The sequence below is a fragment of the Lysinibacillus canaveralius genome (assembly GCF_047301505.1).
In the GTDB taxonomy this organism is placed as follows: Bacteria; Bacillota; Bacilli; order Bacillales_A; family Planococcaceae; genus Lysinibacillus_B.
In genome coordinates, this window is record NZ_CP154840.1 from 3,989,519 (window position 1) to 4,011,311 (window position 21,793).

At 39.3% G+C, this 21,793-nt stretch carries 20 protein-coding genes, 1 rRNA gene, 1 pseudogene and 1 riboswitch; of the genes and pseudogenes, 7 read left to right on the forward strand and 15 right to left on the reverse strand.

What is annotated here, in order from left to right:
• Positions 1-168: 168 nt before the first annotated feature.
• The 4 genes from AA0Y26_RS20160 to AA0Y26_RS20175 form a co-directional block, all read right to left on the reverse strand.
• Positions 169-1,724: ribosomal RNA gene (locus AA0Y26_RS20160) — 16S ribosomal RNA — on the reverse strand.
• A gap of 440 nt (positions 1,725-2,164) precedes the next feature.
• Positions 2,165-3,490 carry an NCS2 family permease gene (locus AA0Y26_RS20165; RefSeq protein ID WP_413363803.1) on the reverse strand — a complete coding sequence of 442 codons (1,326 nt, stop codon included), beginning with the start codon at positions 3,488-3,490 and terminating at the stop codon, positions 2,165-2,167.
• A 132-nt stretch (positions 3,491-3,622) separates the two neighbouring features.
• Positions 3,623-3,724, reverse strand: a riboswitch (purine riboswitch).
• A 92-nt stretch (positions 3,725-3,816) separates the two neighbouring features.
• The gene (locus AA0Y26_RS20170; protein WP_413363804.1) at positions 3,817-4,575 is read right to left on the reverse strand and encodes an alpha/beta fold hydrolase; all 759 of its coding nucleotides are present in this window, start codon (positions 4,573-4,575) and stop codon (positions 3,817-3,819) included.
• A 95-nt stretch (positions 4,576-4,670) separates the two neighbouring features.
• Entirely contained in the window at positions 4,671-5,684 is a 1,014-nt protein-coding gene (locus AA0Y26_RS20175; RefSeq protein WP_413363805.1) for a hypothetical protein, read from the reverse strand.
• Between the two features lie 404 nt (positions 5,685-6,088).
• On the opposite strand from AA0Y26_RS20175, the gene AA0Y26_RS20180 reads away from it, so the two are divergent.
• The 5 genes from AA0Y26_RS20180 (at position 6,089) to AA0Y26_RS20200 (ending at position 9,991) form a co-directional block, all read left to right on the forward strand.
• Entirely contained in the window at positions 6,089-6,862 is a 774-nt protein-coding gene (locus AA0Y26_RS20180; RefSeq protein ID WP_413363806.1) for a GTP cyclohydrolase II, read from the forward strand.
• Positions 6,825-7,922: a bifunctional diaminohydroxyphosphoribosylaminopyrimidine deaminase/5-amino-6-(5-phosphoribosylamino)uracil reductase RibD gene (gene ribD / locus AA0Y26_RS20185; RefSeq protein ID WP_413363807.1), complete on the forward strand. Its 1,098-nt coding sequence runs from the start codon at positions 6,825-6,827 to the stop codon at positions 7,920-7,922. Before AA0Y26_RS20180 ends, ribD begins: the two co-directional genes overlap by 38 nt.
• Before the next feature lie 4 nt (positions 7,923-7,926).
• Positions 7,927-9,009, forward strand: coding sequence for an FAD-dependent monooxygenase (locus AA0Y26_RS20190; RefSeq protein ID WP_413363808.1), 1,083 nt, complete (start codon positions 7,927-7,929; stop codon positions 9,007-9,009).
• 15 nt (positions 9,010-9,024) lie between these two features.
• The gene (locus tag AA0Y26_RS20195; protein ID WP_413363809.1) at positions 9,025-9,582 is read left to right on the forward strand and encodes a 5' nucleotidase, NT5C type; all 558 of its coding nucleotides are present in this window, start codon (positions 9,025-9,027) and stop codon (positions 9,580-9,582) included.
• Between the two features lie 148 nt (positions 9,583-9,730).
• Positions 9,731-9,991: a hypothetical protein gene (locus AA0Y26_RS20200; RefSeq protein WP_413363810.1), complete on the forward strand. Its 261-nt coding sequence runs from the start codon at positions 9,731-9,733 to the stop codon at positions 9,989-9,991.
• 65 nt (positions 9,992-10,056) lie between these two features.
• Here AA0Y26_RS20200 and AA0Y26_RS20205 read toward each other — a convergent pair whose 3' ends face one another.
• A complete protein-coding gene (locus AA0Y26_RS20205) occupies positions 10,057-10,407 on the reverse strand; it encodes a hypothetical protein (protein ID WP_413363811.1) in 351 nt (116 codons plus the stop codon).
• 225 nt (positions 10,408-10,632) lie between these two features.
• On the reverse strand, positions 10,633-11,130 hold the full coding sequence (locus AA0Y26_RS20210) for a CarD family transcriptional regulator (protein WP_413363812.1): 498 nt from the start codon (positions 11,128-11,130) through the stop codon (positions 10,633-10,635).
• Positions 11,131-11,250: 120 nt separating this feature from the next.
• Between AA0Y26_RS20210 and AA0Y26_RS20215 the strand changes: the two genes are divergently transcribed.
• Entirely contained in the window at positions 11,251-11,658 is a 408-nt protein-coding gene (locus AA0Y26_RS20215; protein WP_413363813.1) for a MarR family winged helix-turn-helix transcriptional regulator, read from the forward strand.
• A 331-nt stretch (positions 11,659-11,989) separates the two neighbouring features.
• Positions 11,990-12,271, forward strand: coding sequence for a hypothetical protein (locus AA0Y26_RS20220; RefSeq protein ID WP_413363814.1), 282 nt, complete (start codon positions 11,990-11,992; stop codon positions 12,269-12,271).
• Positions 12,272-12,639: 368 nt separating this feature from the next.
• On the opposite strand, the gene AA0Y26_RS20225 is transcribed toward AA0Y26_RS20220, so the two are convergent.
• The 9 genes and pseudogenes from AA0Y26_RS20225 to AA0Y26_RS20265 all read right to left on the reverse strand — a co-directional run bounded on the left by AA0Y26_RS20225 (position 12,640) and on the right by AA0Y26_RS20265 (position 21,523).
• Positions 12,640-13,245 carry a hypothetical protein gene (locus AA0Y26_RS20225; protein ID WP_413363815.1) on the reverse strand — a complete coding sequence of 202 codons (606 nt, stop codon included), beginning with the start codon at positions 13,243-13,245 and terminating at the stop codon, positions 12,640-12,642.
• 61 nt (positions 13,246-13,306) lie between these two features.
• The gene (locus AA0Y26_RS20230) at positions 13,307-14,050 is read right to left on the reverse strand and encodes an FxLYD domain-containing protein (protein ID WP_413363816.1); all 744 of its coding nucleotides are present in this window, start codon (positions 14,048-14,050) and stop codon (positions 13,307-13,309) included.
• A gap of 404 nt (positions 14,051-14,454) precedes the next feature.
• Positions 14,455-15,693: a hypothetical protein gene (locus AA0Y26_RS20235; RefSeq protein WP_413363817.1), complete on the reverse strand. Its 1,239-nt coding sequence runs from the start codon at positions 15,691-15,693 to the stop codon at positions 14,455-14,457.
• A 220-nt stretch (positions 15,694-15,913) separates the two neighbouring features.
• Positions 15,914-16,747, reverse strand: a complete 834-nt coding sequence (locus AA0Y26_RS20240; RefSeq protein WP_413363818.1) for a DUF2382 domain-containing protein — start codon at positions 16,745-16,747, stop codon at positions 15,914-15,916.
• Positions 16,748-17,201: 454 nt separating this feature from the next.
• Positions 17,202-18,611, reverse strand: a complete 1,410-nt coding sequence (locus AA0Y26_RS20245; RefSeq protein WP_413363819.1) for a C39 family peptidase — start codon at positions 18,609-18,611, stop codon at positions 17,202-17,204.
• 493 nt (positions 18,612-19,104) lie between these two features.
• Positions 19,105-19,254, reverse strand: coding sequence for a hypothetical protein (locus tag AA0Y26_RS20250; RefSeq protein ID WP_413363820.1), 150 nt, complete (start codon positions 19,252-19,254; stop codon positions 19,105-19,107).
• 375 nt (positions 19,255-19,629) lie between these two features.
• Positions 19,630-19,725: pseudogene (locus AA0Y26_RS20255) on the reverse strand (hypothetical protein); the annotation flags it as partial.
• 269 nt (positions 19,726-19,994) lie between these two features.
• Positions 19,995-20,579: a hypothetical protein gene (locus AA0Y26_RS20260; protein WP_413363821.1), complete on the reverse strand. Its 585-nt coding sequence runs from the start codon at positions 20,577-20,579 to the stop codon at positions 19,995-19,997.
• A 17-nt stretch (positions 20,580-20,596) separates the two neighbouring features.
• On the reverse strand, positions 20,597-21,523 hold the full coding sequence (locus AA0Y26_RS20265) for a hypothetical protein (RefSeq protein ID WP_413363822.1): 927 nt from the start codon (positions 21,521-21,523) through the stop codon (positions 20,597-20,599).
• Positions 21,524-21,793: the final 270 nt, after the last annotated feature.

The following is a 21,793-nucleotide window of genomic DNA, read 5'->3' on the forward strand; positions in this document are numbered from 1 at the left end:
TGACTTGTTTGACTCATATCTATTTAAAGATAGAAATTTGTGTTTGCTTTCAATGTCGTTTTATCCAGTTTTCAAAGAACAAGTTTTGAAAGTATGAACTTTCAAAACTGAACAGCAAGAACGTTAACGTATATCACCGTGTGATATACTTCCGAAAAATATCCTTAGAAAGGAGGTGATCCAGCCGCACCTTCCGATACGGCTACCTTGTTACGACTTCACCCCAATCATCTATCCCACCTTCGGCGGCTGGCTCCAAAAGGTTACCTCACCGACTTCGGGTGTTACAAACTCTCGTGGTGTGACGGGCGGTGTGTACAAGGCCCGGGAACGTATTCACCGCGGCATGCTGATCCGCGATTACTAGCGATTCCGGCTTCATGTAGGCGAGTTGCAGCCTACAATCCGAACTGAGAACGGTTTTATCGGATTAGCTCCCCCTCGCGGGTTGGCAACCGTTTGTACCGTCCATTGTAGCACGTGTGTAGCCCAGGTCATAAGGGGCATGATGATTTGACGTCATCCCCACCTTCCTCCGGTTTGTCACCGGCAGTCTCCTTAGAGTGCCCAACTAAATGATGGCAACTAAGAACAAGGGTTGCGCTCGTTGCGGGACTTAACCCAACATCTCACGACACGAGCTGACGACAACCATGCACCACCTGTCACCGTTGTCCCCGAAGGGAAAACTGTATCTCTACAGTGGTCAATGGGATGTCAAGACCTGGTAAGGTTCTTCGCGTTGCTTCGAATTAAACCACATGCTCCACCGCTTGTGCGGGCCCCCGTCAATTCCTTTGAGTTTCAGTCTTGCGACCGTACTCCCCAGGCGGAGTGCTTAATGCGTTAGCTGCAGCACTAAGGGGCGGAAACCCCCTAACACTTAGCACTCATCGTTTACGGCGTGGACTACCAGGGTATCTAATCCTGTTTGCTCCCCACGCTTTCGCGCCTCAGCGTCAGTTACAGACCAGAAAGTCGCCTTCGCCACTGGTGTTCCTCCAAATCTCTACGCATTTCACCGCTACACTTGGAATTCCACTTTCCTCTTCTGCACTCAAGTCCCCCAGTTTCCAATGACCCTCCACGGTTGAGCCGTGGGCTTTCACATCAGACTTAAAGGACCGCCTGCGCGCGCTTTACGCCCAATAATTCCGGACAACGCTTGCCACCTACGTATTACCGCGGCTGCTGGCACGTAGTTAGCCGTGGCTTTCTAATAAGGTACCGTCAAGGTACAGCCAGTTACTACTGTACTTGTTCTTCCCTTACAACAGAGTTTTACGAACCGAAATCCTTCTTCACTCACGCGGCGTTGCTCCATCAGACTTTCGTCCATTGTGGAAGATTCCCTACTGCTGCCTCCCGTAGGAGTCTGGGCCGTGTCTCAGTCCCAGTGTGGCCGATCACCCTCTCAGGTCGGCTACGCATCGTTGCCTTGGTGAGCCGTTACCTCACCAACTAGCTAATGCGCCGCGGGCCCATCCTGTAGCGATAGCGTAAACCATCTTTCAACTTTCTAACATGAGATAGAAAGTATCATCCGGTATTAGCCCCGGTTTCCCGGAGTTATCCCAGACTACAGGGCAGGTTGCCCACGTGTTACTCACCCGTCCGCCGCTAACGTTAAGTCGGTGCAAGCACCAACAAAACGTCCGCTCGACTTGCATGTATTAGGCACGCCGCCAGCGTTCGTCCTGAGCCAGGATCAAACTCTCCATAAAAGTAGTTTGAGTTAAGCTCAAAATGTTGCTGACTATTGTTTTAGTCAAATTGTCTCTTTCAATTAAGAAAGAAAATTATTGTTAACGTCTTGCTTGTTCAGTTTTCAAAGTTCATGTCGCTTCAAACTATTTTGCGAAGCGATGTTTATAACTTTAACACCGTTGTTTCTATTTGTCAACAACTTTATTGAAGTTTTTTCGTTGCTTTCGTTTGTGTCGCAGCAACGTTCTTAACTATACACTCGTCTCTTTTATTTGGCAACCCTTTATTAAAAGAAAAATTATTCAGACATTAAATTGATTTTCCCTTATTGAGTTTCTTCCTATTATATATACAAAATCATTTGTAAAGCTATTTACCTTGTCACTTCTATTCAGACTCTATTTATACAAAAAACTGCGCTATAGCATATGCCATAGCGCAGTACTCTCATTATTATCTATAACGTAGCTAAATATAGTAAGAAGACAATACCAAAGACATACATAATCGGGCTTACTTCTTTTGCTTTCCCTTTTAAAATCATTGTAAGTGGATAGAAAATGAAACCAACTGCAATACCTGTAGCAATGGATGAAGTTAATGGCATCATCAGCATTGTAAAGAACGCCGGTACAGCAACTTCGAACTTATTCCACTCAATTTGACCAAGCGAAGAGACCATTAAGATCCCGACAATGATTAAAGCTGGTGCTGTTACTGCATTCGTAACAACTACTAGTAACGGCAAGAAGAATAAAGATAGTAAGAAACATACTCCTGTTACGATAGATGCAAATCCTGAACGGGCCCCTGCACCAACTCCTGCTGAAGATTCAACATAAGACGTTACAGTTGATGTACCGAAAATAGAACCGATAACAGATGCTAATGAATCAGAAATTAACGCTTTGCCAGCACGCGGCAGACGATTGTCTTTCACAAAACCTGCTTGGTTTGCTACCGCCATTAACGTCCCTGCATTATCAAAGAAATCAACAAACAAGAACGATAAGATAACAGATAGCATTGTCAATGTATAGAAGTTTGGATCACCAAATGCTGAGAACAACGCACCAAATGTCGGCTCTACACTTGGCGGCATATCCATAACGGCTTTAGGTAAATCTACTAAACCAAAGATCATACCAGCAACAGCTGTAATCACCATACCGATAAATACTCCAGCTTTCATGCCGCGTACTAGGAATATAACCGTAACGATTATACCGAAGATTGCCAGTAACACTTCTGGATCTTTCAAATTTCCGAGACCAACCATTGTTGCTTCATTGGAAACGACAATTCCAGCATTTTTCAAACCGATAAATGCTACGAACAAACCAATCCCCGCTCCAACTGCTAATTTCAATTCCATAGGGATAGCGTTGATTAATTTTTCACGTAAGCCTGTCAACGTTAAAATCAAGAAGAACATACTAGATACAAAAACAGCTGCTAATGCGTGTTGCCAAGGGCTTCCATTCGTTAAAACAACTGTATAGGCAAAGAAAGCGTTTAAACCAAGTCCTGGTGCTAATGCTAATGGGTATTTTGCTAAAATCCCCATAATAAAACAGCCAATTGCTGCAGAAACAGCTGTAGCTACAAATACCGCTCCATAATCCATACGCAATGCGGATGGCAGATCGGGCACATCTGATAATGTAAGTGTTAATGGGTTCACTACTAAAATATAAGCCATTGCTAGGAAAGTAGTTAAACCACCTAATATTTCTCGCTTGTAATTTGTGCCAAGCTCATTAAATTGGAAATACTTTTTCATATTGAACTGTTCCTCCGTTTGTCGTCTTACAGTAACGGCACTTTGTCTCCAATAAAAAAAGCATACGAGCAGGATGTCGTATGCTTTGTTTCACTGAATATAAGAAAACACTATACCTCCATAGATAGAGGTACAAAATATTTTCATTATCGTAGTCAAGTCATTTACGGTAACTTGGTAGAAACTTACGGGCCTTATTCCCGTTATTATACGACGACGTATTTAATTTATGTTAGTACTATATCACCACACTTTTTAGATTTCAACCTATTTCCGAACATTAATCTAAAAAAAATAACTAAAGTTCGTAAAAATTTCGATGCTTTTCATTTTTCTAAGCTTCTTAGCACATAATGGATTTTTGTACGAGAACACCATTCCCTTACCATTTCCGCAAAGAGAACAGGATTTTCATAGCTCCAAGCATGCCCTGCCTTGGGCACTATTGCTCCTTCGCTTTGTGTAATAGAAGTTACAATACTAGCCTGTGAGTCCTTGACGATTTTGTTTTCTTTTTCTCCAACTACGGCAAGCAGCGGGCATTGATTACCTTCCGGAAATTCCCCTGAAGCTAACGTTATATACATGTTGCGTACCTGTTCCACACTAGTAAACTTGACAGCCTCGCTAATATCTTCTTTGAAACGCATTGGGATATTGGAGGTTTTCATTAGAATAGACGTAATCCATTCCGGTTTTAGCATACTGTAAATAGGTGCCGCATATTTGTTGATCAGCTTTGCATTTTTTAAATCGAAAGAAAATACTGTCCCGCTGACTATCGCACTCTTTATAAAGGACGGGAATCGATTGAGTGCTGTTAAAGTTATGACGCCCCCAAGTGATAGCCCTACAAGATGCACTTTCCCATATGATGCGACGAGTACCTCCAGTTCTTCCATTACTTTGTCCATCGATAGCTCGATATCCCTGCTTCTCCCATGCCCTGGCAAATCAACTGCAACACAACGGAAATCTCCAGAGAGGTGCTGCATCACTTCATTCCATTGGGTATGATCAAGTCCTCCCCCATGTAAAAAAACAATTGTATCTTGTGCTAGATTCCCCGTTTCTATTTTGAACATTTCTACACCCCTTTTTCTCTATATTATAAATTGATCATACCAGGAAAAATATGCAAATAAAAAATACGCAAATAATTCATTTGCGTATCTCTTTCTTATTTATAAAAAACAGCCGTCCCATCTGCAAAAAAATCATATTTCTTCCCTTGCTTCAGAAGCTGACCATATGAAGAGAAATCGACCGCACCATCTATACGTCCTGTTAAAAAAGTAAAAACATCTGCTGCAATAGCGAACTTTGCCCGCTTAAATTGCTTATCCCATATGTTGATAGCATTGAAGAAAAGCGAATCTGAAGTGTCCAGCAGATAATACTTCTTCTTTTTCACCATTACCTCTTTTTTTGGCCTCTTGATCATGATGTTCTCTCCATCAGCCAATCTTTCGGCCTCTTCTTGGAACCCAAGAAGCATAAACCAGCTGGCATAATGTTTAAACATAAGACGCCGAAGATCATGAGCTTTACGTTGTCCCTCATTGATTGTAGAGGTATAGTGGATCGATGCAGGATAGTCGGCATCGGCTTTAGGAATGGAAATGAAAAGGCCATAAAAGTCATCTACTGCTCCTTCAACTAAGGTTGCGGCACTTTCACTTTGGATAAGGGCATCCCGCAGCTTCCCTTTGTTGCGGGTATCTTTTGATCCCTTGGATTCGATAAAAGTAATTTCTCCGGTAGATGATGCAGCAATCATGTCAGGAACTGCCGCCTTTGCTGCTTCATCTTCCATCTGCCCTGAAAAGTCAACAATAAACGGTTTGTTTAACTGCTCCTGAGCAAATAAATAGCCAATTGCTGGAGCAAGCTCTCCTGTACGTGTCGACAAAATATAATCCCGTATTTTTGCATCTACATCCGCTGCAAACCGGAACTCCTTATCCTCACTGATAAGCGGATACAGCGCACTATAAGAGCTGATTGCCTGATGCACTACATCCTTATCTTTCGGGTTCATCGCTAAAATTGTCCGGGCAAGAGCAATGACGAGCTTTCGTGCTGTAAAAGAAATAGTTTGTACTTCCCCTACTTCCGCCAGTCTTACCCCTGCCTTTTTCACCGACTCTGGTACATACTCTATCATTTGGATTTCCTTTTCTCCTTTAAACACAGCCTCTCCCCCTTCATTTTATGTATGAAAGATAGGTGCTGTTATATTCCTTTTCTATACAATAAAATATTTAAAGAAATAATGAAGAAAGCACTTTTCCTATTAAAAGAGAATGAAAAAATAGACAACACACGTTAACTTTTATATATTTAATTACGAAACGTAAGTTATATGAAGGAAGACGGAAAAGTTGACTAATAGAGCTTATCCCGTCATGGTTTACTAGTAACTACTTTGCCTGGATGGTAATGTGTCGAGATTCATCTTGACACCTATAAGGCCGGGGGAGTTTTGCTGAAGGAAGTTAAAAAGGCAACATCAAAGCCGCAGGGCAAAAAAGCTCTTCCATGCCTAATACTCCCCTCTCCTTTTATCATAGACTTAAACTAAAACGATGAATGGTGATGACAATGAAAAAAGAATTTGAGATTTTATCAAAAAAGATACAGCTTATTAAACGCAACGAGACAGAAAACCTATGTCTAGTAGGCCCTGTCCGTCTACCCATTAAGCAAGGCGATTTTGAAGCTACATTCCAGTGGTATTCATGGCTGTCTGTGGAAGCTAGTACTACAGCCGAACAGGTTATAGAGAATATATCTAAAACAAACCTTGCAATAGGACAACAATCATCCATCTTAGTATATGGAGATTTTGCCAATGCCGATGAGGCGCTAATTCGCATGCATTCGATTTGTCATACTGGGGACATTTTCGGCAGCCAGCGTTGTGACTGCGGTTATCAGCTTCATGAATCGATGAAAATGATTGCCGATCATGGCTGCGGCGCCATTTTCTATTTAGCAGATCATGAGGGACGAGGTATAGGCTTATTTTCTAAAACGCTGGCTTACCTGCTGCAGGAGAATGGATATGACACGGTGGAAGCAAACCATGCGTTAGGATTTGAGGATGATATACGTTCATACGAAGACGCCATTCTACTATTAGAAGCACTTCGTCAAAAGCCTTCAACTCTTATTACAAATAATCCAAATAAGCTGGCCGCTCTTCAACAGCATGGCTTATTAGCGGATAAGCATATTCCGCTTTGGGGCGGCATGACAGAAACAAACCGCTTTTATTTGCAAACAAAAGTAGAAAAAGCTGGCCATATCTTGACAGATGGAGGACTTGAAGATGAAGAACGACCAGTATTACATGCAACTCGCCCTTGATCTTGCTTCAAGCGCAAAAGGAAAAACAAATCCAAATCCGCTTGTGGGGGCGGTGATTGTGAAGGACGGTTCTATTGTTGGGACTGGACTTCATAGAAAATCCGGGGAGCCTCATGCAGAGGTACATGCATTTCATATGGCCGGAGAACATGCAAAAGGTGCAACATTATATGTGACGCTAGAACCTTGCTCTCATTTCGGTAAAACCCCTCCATGCGCGAACCTTGTAAAAGAATCAGGTGTACAGCGTGTCGTCGTAGCAATGGAGGACCCCAATCCTTCCGTTGCAGGACGAGGTATTCAACTATTGCGCGATGCAGGAATCGAGGTAGAAGTGGGACTGTTGGAAAAACAAGCCCGCCGCTTAAATGAACGGTTCATTCATAATATGGTGGCCTCCCGCCCATTCGTCATTTCGAAATTTGCTATGACTCTAGATGGAAAGATTGCTACATATAATGGACATTCCCAATGGATTACGGGAGAGGAAGCACGCCAGGATGTGCATGAGCTTCGCAATGAAGTAGATGCCATTCTTGTTGGAATAGGCACCGTGTTAAAAGATAATCCAGCTTTAACCACAAGGCTTAAGGGACGCACCGGTAAAAATCCTACTCGAATTATATTAGACCGTCAGCTGAAAACACCCCTCGATGCACAAATTTTACAAACCAATATCGCGAGAACAATTATTGTGACAGCTGAAGGACAGCAGGAAAAAACCAATACATTCAAAAATACAGGGGCAGAATTCATTTATGTACCACTTGTTGAGGGCAAGCTTGATCTGCATTCTATGCTGGATCAGCTTTATAAACTTGGTATTACCGATGTCTTGGTTGAAGGCGGCGGAGAAGTGAATGCCTCCTTCCTGCGTGACGGACTCATTCAAAAATTCCTTGTTTACATGGCACCCAAAGTACTGGGTGGACGCCATTCAATTACGCCATTTACGGGAATGGACGTAGAAACGATTGATGCCGCCATGCTACTAGATTTTGCCGATATTGAAAAAATTGGCGAGGATTTGCGAATTACCGCTTACCCAAAGGAAGGATAGCCTTATGATTCAAACAGTAGATGTCTGTATTGTCGGCGGTGGACCCGGCGGTGCTTTACTTGCCTATTTATTAGCAAAGAAAGGATTCTCCGTTCTATTATTGGAGCGTTCGGGGCAAATTGCTAAGTCCTTTCGCGGAGAGCATATAAACGAAGAAGGCGAAGCTATTTTGAAAAAGCACAATCTTTTCAATGCGGTAGAAAAGCTCGGGCTATTAAAAATGGAGCAGCTGGAGTACTGGCACAATGGTCAATTAATCAAAACCACCTCCCCCGACCCAGCTGTCGGCCATTTAGGCATCCATGTTCCACAAGCCCATCTCTTACAGGCTATCTTTGATGCTGCCCAACTCTACGAGGGGTTCGAGTATTATCTGAACTCGCGGGTTACAGATCTTTTTCAAGATGCAGATGGACGCTATACAGGGGTCCATGTCATACGTAACGGGGAAAAATTTATTATCAATAGTAAGCTTATTGTCGGAGCAGACGGACGGTTTTCAACTGTTCGAAAAAAGGCTCAGATCAAGACAGCGATCCATAAGCACGGTTATGACCTGCTATGGGCTCGCATACCAGCTCCCCATGGCTGGCAGCCCTCTATCAAAATGGCACTCGTCGAGGATATGCAGATTTCACTATTCACTCAGGCAAAAAACTATGTACAAATCGGATGGAATATACCCCCGAGAAGCTATTCAATGCTTCGGAAGCAGCCCTTTGTTCCCTTTATCGAAAAGCTGATCAATGCGTTTCCGGACCTATCAGAAGCTGTGCATGAGCATATTACTTCTTGGGAAGATTTTATTTTTCTCGATGTATTCAGCAGCCAGGCGGAGCATTGGGGGTATAACGGGCTCGCCCTGATCGGTGATGCCGCTCATACAATGACCCCCACCGGTGCATTTGGTTTGAATAGTGCCATGAAGGATGCAGATATCCTCGCTGAGCTTCTAGAAAAACAAACAATTGAACAACTTGCTTCACTAACATGTGCCTCGCAGCGCAAACAAGAGATTGAAAAGCTCCAGGCATTACAGATTGAAAAAGAGCAGGGATTTTTCTCACATTTTTCAATAATGGGCTAGATACAGGAGGATATAATGAAATTTGGCTTTGACATAGACGACACACTTATCAATTTACGTGAACATGCGTTTCACCTATATAACAAAAAATTAAATAAAGAATTAGGAATTGATTTATTCCTATCGCTTTCCACTGTAGAGATACATGCTCCTTTCGGATTAACGAATGAGCAGGGCAGCCAAATGTGGATGGACTGTATGGAAGAAATTTATTTCACTGACTGCCCCGCTTTTGCAGATGCCATCGACACATTGAACGGACTTGTTGCAGAGGGGCATGAGATATTCTATATTACCTCGAGACCAAAGCAGTATTGCGGGCAGACACGCGAATGGGTAAAAGCTCAAGGTTTCCCAGTAAAGGATGAAAATTTCTTCTGCGGTATGGCAGACCATGAAAAAATCAAGATTATCCAATCACTTGAGCTCGACTACTATGTTGATGATAAACCTGCTGTACTGGAAACACTGGCTGAGCTTGGCACGAAGGTAATTGTAAAAAATCAATCCTATAATCAGCAAATCGAGCTGCCGCGCCTAGTTGATTGGTGCGAGTTTAAGAACCTTCTCTAAAGCAGGATGGTCTTCAGAATATAAATAAAGGGGGCTGACTATGCATATTCACTACCTGCTTTCTGCTAACATACTCAGCCTGTAAGCTTCCAGATTTTCTTTGGGGGAGGCTTGCAGGCTGAGCCTTATCCCAAAGGAGTAGATAGCAATGAGGCAGCATCAAACAAATAGAAACCGTGCCTATTATAGGCACCATCGAAAGAGAGTCATTCGACGTAAAGTAAGAATCGCCGAGCAATATGGATGGAACATTTCATTTGAGGGGCGTTTTGCAAAAGGAAAGATTCACTGCTCCTGTCTGCTATGTGCCATCAAGACAAAGAAAGACGGTTTCCCCCATTCACAAAAAAAGAAGTTACAATGCCTCGATTATCAGTGGGCTGATTACGTAAAAGACGAACTATTATAGAACCTTATTAAAGGCTGTCCTGTTGTATTTTTTACAACAGGACAGTCTTTTGCTTTTAGAGCTTATTATTCAAAAATGACCGGAAGCACATAAGAGGCATACCCTTGGGGATAATAAGCCAGTACTTCGATGGCCACTGGTGTGTCTCCCTTTAATTCTTCCAGCTTTGTTACTTTGTTCTTTGTGCCGTCTATATACCAGCCATATAGCTCATAACGCTCTGGTTCGACTGTAAACAGCAAGGTAAGCACTTCCGTTTTGCTAATCGAGGTGAACTTGCCGCCTTTTATAGAAGCACTAGGAACAGCTGTATCTGCAATACTTGTCACCGTTTCCCCTTTCTTCTTACCGTCTATTGTCCAATTAAAGCTCCCCTGCCCCATTGGATAGATTCCATTCTTTGATGTAATTGCCACTTTCGGAGGCTTTATTTCCTCTGCTGCAGAACTGCTCCCTTCCATCTCTTTTGAAAACTCTGTTTTACAGCTACTTAGTAAAAAAATTATTATAGTTAATACGAACAGTCTCTTCACCTTATAAAACACCCCTTTTGCCGATTAGACGGTCGAAGCATATAGTTGTTCCAATATGTACAACACAAAAAAGCACATGCACCAATAAGGTACATGCACTATATAAATCTAATTCTTTTGTATAATTTCATCGATTTGATTCGATATATCGCCCGCAGTTGTGTTTAAGGCATTTGCCAGTTCTTCATACAAAATTGTCGTTACGCGTTGTAACACTTGAGCATCCTGGACTGGTAACTTCTTATCGATTTCCTCCAGCTCCGATTTTCTACGAAGCAAAGTATTGGCCATCTGCGCAATCTTTAAATGATCTTCTGAGCTAATCGTAGCCTGATATGAATGAGATCTTACATTTGTTTTCTCATCCCATGAATCAGCTACATTTTTAAAACAATGTAATACTGACACAGCCTGTTCTTTCGTCATCAGCCTTTTTAGCTTCGAATCAACCGTATCGACAGGATGATATAGAGTAAGATTTGGGTTGTGGTGCGAACGTAGCGTGTAATAAAGCTGAGCTTCTTTCCCAAACTTCTGTTCTTTTATTTCTTCAATGGAACAAATACCTTGTGCGCTGTAGAAAACTGTATCACCTATTGAAAACATGTTCTCCCCCCTATGGTCAACCTGGTTTACTATATATTATTTTACCTCATAAAAGTTTTTTGGTCAACCTAATTGACCAAAATACCTAAGTTGTTTATAGTAGATGGCAAAGGAGGCATTATGAGCGAAACAATTGATTTATTACACAAACATTATAAGCAGCTGCGTGAAGCAGTTGTTACTACCTGGAATCTTCAAAACAATATTCAAATTACCACTTCCGAATGGTATATCTTAAATTGTATACGCGGAGGAGCAACGACAATTCCTGATATCTTAAAAAGAGTCGAGATTTCAAAACAGGCAGTTCATAAATTTGTAAAAGTATTAGAAGATAAGCAGTTAGTCCAAACAGAGCTTGTCAAAGCACCGAAAACACAAAGACGGGTAGAGCTGACTCCTTTAGGCGAAGAAGTCTATCATCATAGCCTAGAAATAAAAAAAGAAATTGATCGGAGTATCGAAAAAAATATCGGTCAGGAAAATTTCAAGCAATTACAAGCCATCCTTCAAATGAAATGGATGTAATCACAACAATGCCCCCCAGCAGGACATCATTGCCAGCCCCTGCTAATTTAAAAATAAAAGCATCTCTAAAGGGAATGAAGATAAACTCTCCTCTATCCTTTTGAGATGCTTTTAAAATATCTTCTATTCAAGTATAAATACCCCTTATTTTCTTGTAATCAGCAAAAGAAATACGAATTCCAAAATTATTCTATTAATGGATATTTTATGTTGAATCTATATTCCTCATAATTTTAGTTATTGTTTTTTTCTCTTAACCAAGCAATTCGCCCCAGCCTTTTTTCTTCTATCAACATACAATACTATAGTTCTGCAAAAGGAGGTGAAGAGATTGAAACAATACAAATGTCAACGCTCAACAAAAGAGTTTGATTGCCATAAACACGATAAAGACAAATGTAAAGATCAGGAAAAACATCATAGCGATGGCTGCTCTTGTCGTGACTTACTACAAGGAATCGCTGAAGGTGATACAATTGTAGTTTATACAAATAACCCTGCCCCTGTAACTGGGATATTTGAAAATATCGCGGATGGAAAAGTTCTTCAACTTCGTGACGGAAACTTAATTAATATCTGTTGCAGCAAGATCAACTATATCGTTCGTTTATAGGATCTCAGTTAGCCTATAGTATATTCTGCCAATCCTATAGAAAAACATGAGAGCTTGAATCTGTGTTTGCCGCTCCCTTCTAACGGCAAACAAATTCCTATGCTTAGTAACTTTAACTTTCCAGATCCTATTTGTTTGTACTAACTAGAATTCTTTATCACCTACGCATACTATCATGACCCATTTCTATCCGGCTTTTAAAATGTTCAAACCTTCCACTTTAAAAACGTACACTATGGAGCATAGCTGGATAAATAATAAAAGCTCCCTCCCACTCACATGAACGTGTATGGAAGGGGGCTCCTTTTTTAGTTCATCCATAGAATGGACAGTATCAGCCATCTGTACTATGATTTTCTTTTAATAGACTATTCTGCTTCCTCTGTTTCTTCCCAGTCATCTGGGTATACAGCTGTCTCGTAAATTTCATCTGTCGCTGCATCGATCATATTAAATGTTAGTTTCAGGTCTTCAGCCGCATCTCCATTAAATGCACTATAGTATGCGCCTGTCATGACGATGCCTAAAATCGCGAAGCCGTCAAAGCCGTTTTCATATAGTTCACGGTCGACCTTCACATCAAATTCATCAAAGCTTTTATTATATGAAATTTCTTTAATGGAAGGGTAATCACCCGATTCGACAATCTCCTTAATCGACTCAACAATCCCATCCTCTAATTCCTTCATCATTTCCTTATGCTTAGATTTTGACATTTTATATGTGACAGAACCATCTTCGTTCACTGTTGTCTCAGTGAAGCCTTCTTCTTTAGCTCCTGTCATAATCTCTTCTTCTGTGGTATCTTCAAAGAAGCTCGCAGGTAATGTGACTTCCACATTCAACAAACCTTTTTCAACATTCACTGACTCATCTGATGATTGTTCTTGTTTTGTTGCCTCTGATTTTTTTTCTTCCCCGCACCCAGCCAACAATAAGGCAGTCGCACCTGCTGCAAATAACCATTTTTTCATTTTTTCTTACTCCTCATTTTTTATCTAATTTGCCCTCTTTGATCTGCCTGTAAAAACTGTCTTACCATGTCCAACCGTAGCTTTTCACTTCGATCGTCGCCACTTTAGCAGCTACCTCCTCCGGAAGCTCCGGATAACTAAGTTCAAAACCAGCTTCACTACCTGCAGCTAAGCCTACATCTACACTTCCTTGCAGCACGCCTAACAAATCGCCAGTGTTATCGAACAAAGCTGCAGCCAACCGGATATCTTCTTGCTGCTCAGTTGTCGGGTTCTTAACAATCCCCGTCACTTTATATCCATACTCACCGTCTATTCCTTTAATTCCGCTAGTTTCCATTAGATTAGGCTTGTCTGCAGTTTCGCTAAAGTTGAAGTTAAATGTCGTTTCACTGAAGCTTTCGTCTGTTAATGTTCCATCTAAAATTGTCGATTCACCAATGAAAGCTGTTTCTCCAGGATTTACTATTTGAGGAACCGCATAGATCATCGAGGATGTTCCAAGGATACTACCATCCGTCGCCTTATAATTCATTTGAGTCTCACCAATTTCTACTGGTGTATCTCCTGTATTTTCAAATATTGCTGCAGAATGCACCCATACCGAATCAATAGAATCAATCCAAGCACCCGCAGTCTGCTGGGAAATCTCCAATTTCGCTGTACCTTCCTTCTCCTCAGCTGCAGTATTTTCTTCTCCTGACTGATCTTTGCTTCCTTCACTTGAGACAGTTGTTTTTTCATCTCCGCAAGCTGCTAATAACAGGGTAAGAAATAAAATAATCCCTACATTTTTAAGTTTCAAAAGTAATAGCTCCCTTCTATATTACTTTTGAATATTAGCATACCTTCACTTCTTATGTTACATTTTTATTAAAAATACTTAATTATATTACAAATAAAACAAAAAAATATCATATATAAGTGATGAAACAGATTCTATCCGCCTATAGCAACTAAGATAGTAATAAAAAAAGGGGAACCTCGGCGATTTAAACAGGAGAAAAGAAGTTGCCCTCAATGATTCTTAACTTGTTATAACCCTGATCAGCTTGAATAAATATTAAAAATATAAAAAGCGTTGATTTCCGCCATTCTATTGGAAGAAATCAACGCCTATGTTTTATCCATTTTTCTACAAACATGATCAGACCATATTTTAAAGAAATCCTACCCTATTACAATTCCGGCTTCCTCGACAGATGGCTACTAATGATAAATGCTGTAATTAGATTTGTTTCCGTGGAAGTATAAATGCTTTCCTACTACAACGGAATCACCAATATAGACTACTGGACTATAATCTTTTCCATCGAATGTTCCAACAGATTCGATTTTTATAGGTTTTTTTTGACCATTTACGCTAGCCAAATCTCCGTTTTTCAAAGGGAACGTCAGCGAAATGCTATCAACTGGGTAAGAAAATTCAGGCCTGCCCGATTCGGTAACACTCCCATCAATTGTATAGGAGGAGCTCGTTGTGACCGTCTTTAGTATCAGATCATATTCAGCATAAGCTTCATTCTCTTCAAAGACCCCCCGCCCCTTCCAAAGACCATCACCTTGATGTATTAGTTTACCACTTGTAGGAAGGCTATGACTTGCGCCTCCTCTCCTCCAACTAAGTTCCTTCGATTCATCCAAAGAAATGACAGAAGGAGATGAAATTTGGGCAACAGGCTTCGGTTCATGTTTCGCTTTACCTAAATCTGATTTTGCTATATAACCATATTGTCCACGAGGCAACTTTACATATGCCTGATTTCCTGCATAAAAGAATACAGTAACACTATCATTACGTATTACATGCTCTCTGTAGAAATTTTCTTCTCCTGTCAATGTTCTCAGCAATTCGCCTGAGGTCTGTACATACAGCGTTCCCTGCGATACTAAATTCGCCAAATCTTTTTTCAACGCGTAGCCAATGACAACATGATCTGCCCCCTGATAAGGGTCATATTGGACTTTTACATAGTCTCCCGAAACACGCAAAATTTTAAAAACTGTTCCTTGCGGGAAGCTTGCTATCGTTTCTGAGTTCCCCTTTGGCGATGCCTTTAGAGAGACGCCGCTCGCTGATTTAGCATAAATCATGGTATTCAATTTATTAAACGTGCCCAGCTCATTTAATATATGATTGGGTACTTCTTTAAAGATAACAAGATTTGTCGCCTGCACGCGGTAGCCGCCGCTCATCCAGTAATACGTATTGCCATTATAGGATTCAATCGTATAAACACGGAAAAAATTATTCGCTTTTACGACCATTGATGCAAATGTGCCGTTTGGCTGTCTCTTGTAAACCTTTACGTCCTTTGAAAAAGTCATTTTTCCCGTCTGCCCCTCTACGACCTCTGCACCATCCCACACAATAGACTTCGCTTCTGCTTCCTCGGCCACCATATACACACCCACTAGCAGCAGCATACCTATCAACCATTTTTTCAATGCTGTCAACCTCCTGATTATTTTTGGATAAAATATAGATATTTGTTCCATTATAAATAAATATTACTAAACTATCTACTTCCCATAAATAAGGTGTACGTAACCTATCATAAGTAAAAAGCTCTTATACTTATATATGATACGGAAAAGAAGTAGTTTCCCCCCAATAAAAAAGGAAGCCTATAATAATATAGGCTTCCCTCTTTAGTTTACAATGCTCTTAATAGCGGCGATCTGTACGCTTTAATGGATCATCGATGTTGTGGGTAGTATCCTCAATATCTGCTTCTTCGCGACGAACCGTATCGGATACCGTTTCAGTATCTGTCACTTTCCGTTTGCCGACAACGATTTCTTCTGTCACGACATCTTTTTTCGTTACTTCTACTTGCTCTTCCGTTACTGGGATATGAATTTTTCCATCCTCTTCATACGTATGAGCCATACCATCACGAACGCCCATATTTACATTACGTACTTCTTCATTTACAGGGCGTCTTTCTACGTATACCTCTTCATGCTCTACAGGTACTTCTACCGTTTGCTGTTCTTCTACAATACGTTTTTCTACATTGACTTCACCTGTTTGTACACGGTTTTTATCAACCTGCAGACGCTCTTCATGAAGTGCTAAACGCTCTTCATCCGTTTTTTCATAATCGCGGTCAAAAACATTATTCACACCATAATTTTTTGATCCTTCATCAAAATAAGAACCGTAATGTTTATCTACATATAATAAATATTTACCAGCTTGTAACTCATCATAGTAGCGGTTTCTTTCTTCATCCGTTAGACCCATTTGCGTAAAATACTGATCACGGACTAAATCTTCACCCATCATAAACGCTTTAAATCGATCCCACCAAGATCCCTCTTTTGTTTCATTTACATAAGATGTTGAACCTCGATACATCGATAGCTGCTGGTCACGATTCGAGACGATATACATATCTTCCTCATCATAACCTTGTGCACGAAGGCGATCCATTTCTTCTTGTAATTCCATTTCATTATTATAAATACCATATAATTTGTTATCACGTGTTTCCATGTTTCATTCCTCCTGTTTGTTATATAGTTTGGGTATACCAATTTGTCGTATAGATGCGGGTATACTACTGTTAATACCTTTTCTCCTGAAAAATAAACGTAAATAGGTAAAATGCAATAATTAATAAACCTCTGTTATAAAAGAAAAAGCCTTCATTTTCTTGTAATGAAACTGAAAGAAAATGAAGGTTTAAAGTTATTCATAAGATAATAAAACTTATAGTCTTTCGACTTCACTAGAATATAACCGGGCTCATTATATTCTGTTCTTTGTATATATTGAGGACAGAAAAAAATTCCCGCTATCACTTACGATAGCGGAGAGTTGAATTAAAGATATGGCAATTCTCTTCTCATACCTTCACACCATGGATCTGATTGTTAAGTCTACTCTTCAACAATTATGGCTGTTGGCTCCCAAGTAATTTCCTACGGTATGCTAGCCTTATAATGGTTTATTGCTTTTCTAAAACAAGCGCATGTTTCCCCAGCTCTGCATAACTTTTAAAAAATGCATTTAGATTATACGTAACTTGCCCTCTTAAAGGATTCATCACACCTACTATTCCATCTTTATATCCAGTCAAAACAACTGCATGCAGATTTGTATAAGCTTTATAGTATTTGCCAGAGTCACTTAAATACCATTGCCCATTTAGTGCCGGCTTGCTTAAATCCAGCGTTACCCAGATCACAACAGGGACACCCTTATTTAAATATGTAAGTATTTCTCTTTGGCTGCTGCCGCTTATATCTTTTGCTTTCATTTTGTTTTTTTGTGTTGCCATATAGTTATCAGCAGCCTTCACGATAGGAGGCGCAAAACTATACCAGCCACTCGTTGTGCTTCTCGGATTCCCTGCATAGGCTTTGTAAGGATCCGGTCCATAACGTTTGCCATTTTTCCAGCTGAAAGCTTGTTTCGGAAGATACTGATCCGCCATTGTGGTTTTCGAAACATTGTATCCATAATGATTTAGTACGGCGGTAAGAGAAACAATTTCACAGCCATTTGGAAGCTCTGGTTTTTGCATTAATTTTTTCATCGGAATATAAGCACTATTAACATTTACTACAGGTTCATTCTTAGGTGGTGGCGCATCACTTCCTAATTCTCCTCTACGTAAAGAATTATCCAGCATCCTGATACCTTTATTAGCTATTGCTACTAAAGTTAAAGCTTCTTTATTCTCATATGCCTCTATTGCAATACCTGCAGCTCTTTCCAGTTCCAAATTATGCATACGATATAAGAATGACGCTACTTGTGCTCTCGTTAAATAATTTTCCGAACCGAAAAATTTATTTAAATCCTTCCCTTCAAATTGTGGGTTTTGACCGATCGTTATCCCTTGTGAAAGCATAAAGTTAATGGAGCCGCTTAACGAAGTTGCATTGCCTGTTAAATAGCCAATTGCCTGTGCCACTACACCCCGTGTTACTGTTTGATTTCTTAACGTATTGTTAAAATAAGCATTTAACGGTGTACCATATGCGGCCAAGCTATCGTAATGACTATCCGCCCAATGATTCGCGGATTTATTTTTATGTATATCGCCTTTATCATCTTTTAAGCCTAAAAACTGCACGAGCATTTTCGCAAATTGCGCCTCCGTTATAGAAGCGTTCGGCTTAAATGTACTGTCTGCGTAACCACTAATGATCCCTCTGTCTTTAGCCCATACAATGGCTGCGTAAGCCTCATCTTCTGGGGATACGTCTTGAAATGGACTTGCTGCCTGTTGTACTACCGCAGTATTTTTACCCTCCACTGCTGCAGTAGCTTGAACCGGCAAAACGATTGCCCCTATGAAACTTACAATCAATGCGAAGCTGTAAATATTTGTTGTTACTCGCTTTCTCATATTTCACCCCGTTCGATATATTTCAGTATTCAACTTTAATGTGCCACTTTTGGCAAATAGACCTGCAAGTTATGTAATACAAGAGACAGCTTTTATTTCCCTCATTTTGTATTTTTAAAACCTTTCCCAGCGTTAAATAGTATTACTTAATATTTAGCATTCCAACTTAACAACTTACCCGTACTATTTTATACAGCACATGGTTCACATACTTTACTTCGGTGATAGCCTAACATTTCCGCTCAGTATGCCAAAGCAGGAGATTCCGCTCAATTCATATAATTCTTGTCCTCAATAGCACTAGGTGAACTACCTGTTTACAGCGGCATCATTTGAATAATGAACATGTCACTTTGATTTTCTATCATGGTTAATTTATACGAATGGCGTCTCTATATGCCTGGTACCCAATAATAGCATGCAGAAAAATTTATTTTCCTTATGATAATAAAAAACAGAGGAATATTTTAGTCTCCCTCTGTAAAAATTCATATTATTTATCTGCTTGTTGTTGCTTGTTTTTCAAATACTCCGCACGTATTTTTTCAAGTTGCTGCTTTTTATCAAATTGGGCCGGCTTGTGTTTTTCATGATATTTTGCCACAGCTACCTTACCTTTTGTATCCAATTGATATTTTCCCATTTTATTCACCTACTTTTTTGTCTTTAAAGAGAATCTACCCAACAAATATACTATACCTCATTTTACTGAAGTTAACCGTATACATTCACTGCTAAGCTTACATATATCAGTAAAAACTTGGTATATCAGCTCACCGCCAACTATACATCTGGACAACTTTTGCTTACGACCAATGATTTCCTGATTCATTTTGAAATCACCTATCAGTTCAAAAATTCTAACCATAAAAAAGACCCTCCTTCACTCATGAATTACATGAATAAAGGAAAGGCCTATTTTGAAAGTCAATTATTGCAGTTGAACAACTAAACGCTCACTCGAACAACGTTTAAACTTTTGATACAACTAGGATTGCAAGATGTTAGATGTTTAGCCCTACTCCCACTCAATCGTTGCAGGTGGCTTACTCGTCACATCATACAGCACGCGGTTAACGTGTTTTACTTCGTTAACGATAGACCTTGATATAATAATGTTTTCGAGCTATTGAATATTTGAATACTATATAAATTACTTTGCCATTACATGCATTATTTTGTAAGTCTATTGTAGCTGGTTAGTGCATATTTTGTCTACTTTCCAATCACATTATCTTAGCGTTATGATGTCACTTACACCACAAAGGAATTAGCCTTCCCATACTTCTACTTCTATATTAAACGTTTTTCTCCATTAAGGATATTACACATTTATGAACTTGGTTCAAAGACCTTTATTAAATTATACTATCTATACTGAAACTAATCTTCTTTAACAGACATATCATAGTTAAATATAAATATATTTATACACGTTCCTAATAAAGACACTACGTAAAATAAAGTAAAAAATACTAAATAAGATAAGAAAAACGCAATAACTGAATATAACCAATTTATAAAAGGATAATTAATTCCTAAAACAAAATAAAGTGCCATACAACAAATTATCAAAAGTACCATAACAACAGAAATAAACACAAAGCTCGCAAACACGCTTATTAAATATTCAAATTTCCCCTCATTAATTAATTTGTTCATTATAGCTTTAGATGTAGTACTTATCATTATAGCTAAACCTGCTACTATAAAACCTAGCATAGCTATTAATCCTGAGATTAGATATAGTAACATATTCTGACTGCTCGAAACAATGAAAGCTATATTATTATCATTTGTATTTGTAAATAACCATAATATTATTCCAAAAGTCAAGGAAAGTAAAAGTGAAAACCATGACTCAAACTCTTTATAATTTATTATAGCGGGTAAAACCTTCTGGTCTTTCTCTACTTTCCTAATAGTTTCATACAATTTCTTAAAATCGTATATTTCTGTTTTAGCCATTACCTCCCCACCTTTTTCTATTCTTGATTATCAAGTGTACTTTTTATAGCTAGCTTCTGTATTCCTTGATTTGAAACATGAATAATAGTTGCCCTATCTTCTTTATTCGCATCTGAGACATTTTCGACAAATGGGGCGTCTTTATCCGAATCAAAATCTGTTATATTTCCATTTGAATCTTCTCCCTCAATCTCTGTTTTTCCATATCCTTTTTCAGCAAAAGCCTTAATTAAATTTATAAAAGTCTTAAATCGACTAGATGATTTATTAATTCCATTTTCATTTTTCTTATCAGTTTCCCAAATAGTAGTTTCAGTTGTCACATTGGCATCCCTTAACTCTTCAGATTTCTCTTCAAGAAGTGCCTGTAAAGCTGCGCGGTTTGCAGCATTAGGTGGAATTAAAGTAGTAGTTATTTTATGCACTTTTTTCATTCGCTCCAGCGTTTCATCTATGCTGAAAGGGTTTTTCAAAAGGAAAATTTTGAATCCTACATCCCCTATGTAAATCCCAAATAACTGTTCAAAAGCCTCCATTATCTGTGCATAACCTAATCTTAATCTAGTCGTAAATGTTATAATCTCTCTTTCGCAATCTATATAAAACATAGTACTTGCAGAAGTATTATCAAGAACAGCAGGTGTTGATATCCTCTCTTTAATATCAAATTCTTCTATATGCATCGGCATCCTTCGCACAAGCCATCCCGTAATTATTTTTGTAGCATCATCTTTTACTATCTGGGAAAAATTATATTTCTCTTCTCTAAACGAAATTTGAACTTCCCCGTCCTCATCGGTATATCTTGTCGGTATCTCTTTCACATAATCAACTTTATCATCAATAGCGATATAAAGTTTTTGAAGTATATCTTTTATTCCACCTTCATCAATTTCATTGATATTAGAATTTATATTGAACTTTGCAAAATATAACTTAACCATCACGCTACTCCCCTAACTTAAAATAAAATCCAAATTAAAATACTAGCTTATTATTCATCTCATTTTTTCCAAATTACCCTTTAATATTTCTATGATAATAGCATTTTTATCTTGCGATAGATCTACGCTCATTTTTATAAACCTTGACTGGGCGTCTATGCCCTTCTTCTAAATCACTAATAATCTTTTCTGAAAAGACATCTTCTGAATAGTAATCATTCAAATTGTTCTCTAATACACTTCAAGTTACTCCCTTATTTTCTCTGGATT

Bases quoted from the DNA above. Each gene is read 5' to 3' on its own strand.
- AA0Y26_RS20165 (WP_413363803.1), bottom strand. From the start codon at position 3,490: ATGAAAAAGTATTTCCAATTTAATGAGCTTGGCACAAATTACAAGCGA.
- AA0Y26_RS20170 (WP_413363804.1), bottom strand. From the start codon at position 4,575: ATGTTCAAAATAGAAACGGGGAATCTAGCACAAGATACAATTGTTTTT.
- AA0Y26_RS20180 (WP_413363806.1), top strand. From the start codon at position 6,089: ATGACAATGAAAAAAGAATTTGAGATTTTATCAAAAAAGATACAGCTT.
- ribD (WP_413363807.1), top strand. From the start codon at position 6,825: ATGAAGAACGACCAGTATTACATGCAACTCGCCCTTGATCTTGCTTCA.
- AA0Y26_RS20190 (WP_413363808.1), top strand. From the start codon at position 7,927: ATGATTCAAACAGTAGATGTCTGTATTGTCGGCGGTGGACCCGGCGGT.
- AA0Y26_RS20195 (WP_413363809.1), top strand. From the start codon at position 9,025: ATGAAATTTGGCTTTGACATAGACGACACACTTATCAATTTACGTGAA.
- AA0Y26_RS20200 (WP_413363810.1), top strand. From the start codon at position 9,731: ATGAGGCAGCATCAAACAAATAGAAACCGTGCCTATTATAGGCACCAT.
- AA0Y26_RS20210 (WP_413363812.1), bottom strand. From the start codon at position 11,130: ATGTTTTCAATAGGTGATACAGTTTTCTACAGCGCACAAGGTATTTGT.
- AA0Y26_RS20215 (WP_413363813.1), top strand. From the start codon at position 11,251: ATGAGCGAAACAATTGATTTATTACACAAACATTATAAGCAGCTGCGT.
- AA0Y26_RS20225 (WP_413363815.1), bottom strand. From the start codon at position 13,245: ATGAAAAAATGGTTATTTGCAGCAGGTGCGACTGCCTTATTGTTGGCT.
- AA0Y26_RS20240 (WP_413363818.1), bottom strand. From the start codon at position 16,747: ATGGAAACACGTGATAACAAATTATATGGTATTTATAATAATGAAATG.
- AA0Y26_RS20245 (WP_413363819.1), bottom strand. From the start codon at position 18,611: ATGAGAAAGCGAGTAACAACAAATATTTACAGCTTCGCATTGATTGTA.
- AA0Y26_RS20250 (WP_413363820.1), bottom strand. From the start codon at position 19,254: ATGGGAAAATATCAATTGGATACAAAAGGTAAGGTAGCTGTGGCAAAA.
- AA0Y26_RS20260 (WP_413363821.1), bottom strand. From the start codon at position 20,579: ATGGCTAAAACAGAAATATACGATTTTAAGAAATTGTATGAAACTATT.
- AA0Y26_RS20265 (WP_413363822.1), bottom strand. From the start codon at position 21,523: ATGGTTAAGTTATATTTTGCAAAGTTCAATATAAATTCTAATATCAAT.